This is a genomic window from Streptomyces viridochromogenes DSM 40736, from assembly GCF_000158955.1.
GTDB lineage: Bacteria > Actinomycetota > Actinomycetes > Streptomycetales > Streptomycetaceae > Streptomyces > Streptomyces venetus.
In genome coordinates this window covers 253,535-256,017 of sequence record NZ_GG657757.1, presented here as the reverse complement: position 1 = coordinate 256,017, position 2,483 = coordinate 253,535, and the positions used below count along the sequence as shown (strand labels likewise).

The 2,483-nt window shown below is 70.5% G+C and carries 3 protein-coding genes and 1 pseudogene; 2 read left to right on the top strand and 2 right to left on the bottom strand.

Annotated elements, in window-relative coordinates; genetic code table 11:
• Positions 1-141: 141 nt before the first annotated feature.
• Positions 142-387, top strand: coding sequence for a hypothetical protein (locus tag SSQG_RS01190; protein WP_003987816.1), 246 nt, complete (start codon positions 142-144; stop codon positions 385-387).
• Between the two features lie 94 nt (positions 388-481).
• On the opposite strand, the gene SSQG_RS01185 is transcribed toward SSQG_RS01190, so the two are convergent.
• Positions 482-943, bottom strand: coding sequence for a hypothetical protein (locus tag SSQG_RS01185; RefSeq protein WP_039931730.1), 462 nt, complete (start codon positions 941-943; stop codon positions 482-484).
• Between the two features lie 91 nt (positions 944-1,034).
• The gene (locus tag SSQG_RS01180; RefSeq protein ID WP_052310216.1) at positions 1,035-1,703 is read right to left on the bottom strand and encodes a hypothetical protein; all 669 of its coding nucleotides are present in this window, start codon (positions 1,701-1,703) and stop codon (positions 1,035-1,037) included.
• A gap of 91 nt (positions 1,704-1,794) precedes the next feature.
• Here SSQG_RS01180 and SSQG_RS01175 point away from each other — a divergent pair.
• A pseudogene (locus tag SSQG_RS01175) lies at positions 1,795-2,483 on the top strand (hypothetical protein); the annotation flags it as partial.

Genomic DNA, 2,483 nt, shown 5'->3' with positions numbered 1-2,483 from the left:
TGTCTGTTCGCTTCTGCGATAACTGTCTGGATTGCCGTGCGGGGGAGGGGAGTTGATGGTCCGTGCGGGTCTGTCCCGTGGAACGACCGCCGTCGACGGCACGCGATCGCACGGCTGCCGAAAGTGACGGCGACGGGCTGTGTGGCCGTTCGGAGCAGCCAGACGGAGACCGGCGGTGTGACCGGTACGCAGGACAAGGACTACAACCTGATCTGGTACGTCGAGGCGTGCCTGAACAACGCCCTGCGCCTGGAGAGTTACATCCAGGACGCGGAGCGCGCCAAGGACACCGAGGTCGCGGATCTGTTCCGCAAGGCCCAGGCGGACAGTCGCAAGGGTGCCGAAATGGGCAAGGGCCTCCTGCGCGCCCGCCTGAACGAGGGCTGAGGCCCCACGGCGCGGCGAGGGCCCGGAGAGCGTCGGCCGGCGGTCTCCGGGCCCTCGCCGTGCCGGAGTGGGCGGTGCGGAGGGAGTGCCGGGCTCAGCCGGCGTAGACCCTGCCCTCCTTCACGAGGTACGTGGCCGGCTCGGAGCAGCCGAGAGACGGTGTGAGCAACAGGCTCACGGTCAGCGGCGCGGGTTCGGTACTCGCGGTCGAGAACTCGCAGACGGCGCCCTTGCCCGTGAGCGGGTACCAGAACCAGCCGTCCACGTCGCCCACGGTCACCCGGTCCGACTCCTTCCAGGCGCTGCCGGACTTCGTGTACACCTGGAGCCGCACCGACGCCGCGTACTCGTCCTCCGTCGAACGCAGCGCGGTGAGGGTGATCTTGTAGTCGGAGCCGAGGACGGACGAGGCGATCTGCTGCTTCTGGATCTGCTGTTTCTGCGCGGCGGTGTCCGCGTTCGAGGCCCCGGCCCCGGCGGCGCCCAGGGCGGCCGCCATCAGGACGGTGAGACCCGCGGCGGTGCCGCGGCGGAGGCGGGTGCGGTCCGAGTTCATGTGTTCCCCCGTTGGAACGAGTCGGTACGAAAGGCCCGTTCGTGCCCTTCGGTGAAGAAGACACCCCGCGCCGGGCGGAGGTTGCACGGGGTCACAGCCGGAAGGTGTCGGTCACCCGTTCGACGAGTACGTCCTCCGTCATGGTGACGCCGACTTCGACGGCGGGGAGCCCCAGACACGCCGTCTCCTCGCGGAGGCGTGTCGTGAACATGTGATCACGCGCGGCGAGGTTGCGGTCCGCCCGCTCCGGATCGCTGGTCCTACCCGTGAAAGCGGCCCCTGCCGCGGCCCGGCCCGCGAACACGGCCTGGCGGAACTCCGCCGTCGGCAGGAGCCACACGGCATGGCCGGGACCGGTGAGCAGCGGCTTCACCAGGTGGGGAAGCAGCCGGAAGCCCTCGACGACGACACAGGTCTCCCGCCCCATGCCGAGCAGGTCCTCGACGATCAGGCCGAAACCCTCCCCGTGGAACCAGTGGAACGTCTCGAGCATGGTCCCGGGGGACCGGTTCACCCACCGCTCGTCCATGTCCATGGCCAGGAAGTCGTGCAGCAGCGGGGCTTCCTCGGGCGTGGTCCGCCGAGCGTGCTCCGGCATCACGTCGTCGGTCGCGTACAGCCGCCATCCCTGCCGATCGGCGAGCGTACTGGCGACCGTCGACTTGCCCGCACCGCTCCCGCCTCCGATCCAGTAGACGTGCCCCAGCCGCGCGGCGAGCTCCGCGGTGTCGGGCGCCTCGTCGTTCCCGCCTGGCTGCATCCTCGGTCTCTCCCGCACTCACGCCTCGTTGTCAGTGGCGGATGCCACGATGCCCGAAGCCCGGACACCCGTTCCACTCGAGGAGGAGCCCATGGTCCGCAGGCCGGTCGAGGGAGAGGTCCATGTGCACTACGGCCAGATCTACGTCGAGAGCGACCCGGACACCTATGGGCCGGATCTCGCGGAGGCGTTCGCCGGGCAGAGCGCGGGACTGTGCGGAGCGGCGACCCCGGGCGCCCTGTGGCTGAACACCGGTCTGCACACCGGCGACGTCGGCTTCACGGTCGAGGTGTACGAGCAGCCCCCGCCGCTGGACCCTGCCTGGGAGGACGTGGTGGAGGTGTCCTTCCGCCCCGCCTCGGCGGACAGCGCGCTCGTGCAGTGGGCGGGCGAGGACTCCTGGCGGCTCGACCTGGAGGAGACCGACTACCGGGTGCGGTACTGCGCGCAGGGCATGGACCGGGCGAGCGCAGAGGACACCCGACTCGACGACGAGCCGCAACTGGACCGCTACCTCCTGCAGTTCTGGCCCGCCCCGCCCGAGCCGGACCGCATCCTGAAACAGACCTCGCGGACCGCCGCGTACTGGCACGGCTACGCCCGCAGGCAACCGCCCCCTCCCACCCCGGCCGAACGCGCCGAGGCCGAACGCCGGGCCCGTCTCGCACAGGAGACAGCGGAACGGGAACGGCTGCTGGCCTTCGAACGATGGCAGTGGGGCGGACAGCTGCCGAGCCAGGCTCTGCGCGCCGTCGGCGGAAACGTCAGGGGTCTGCGCGA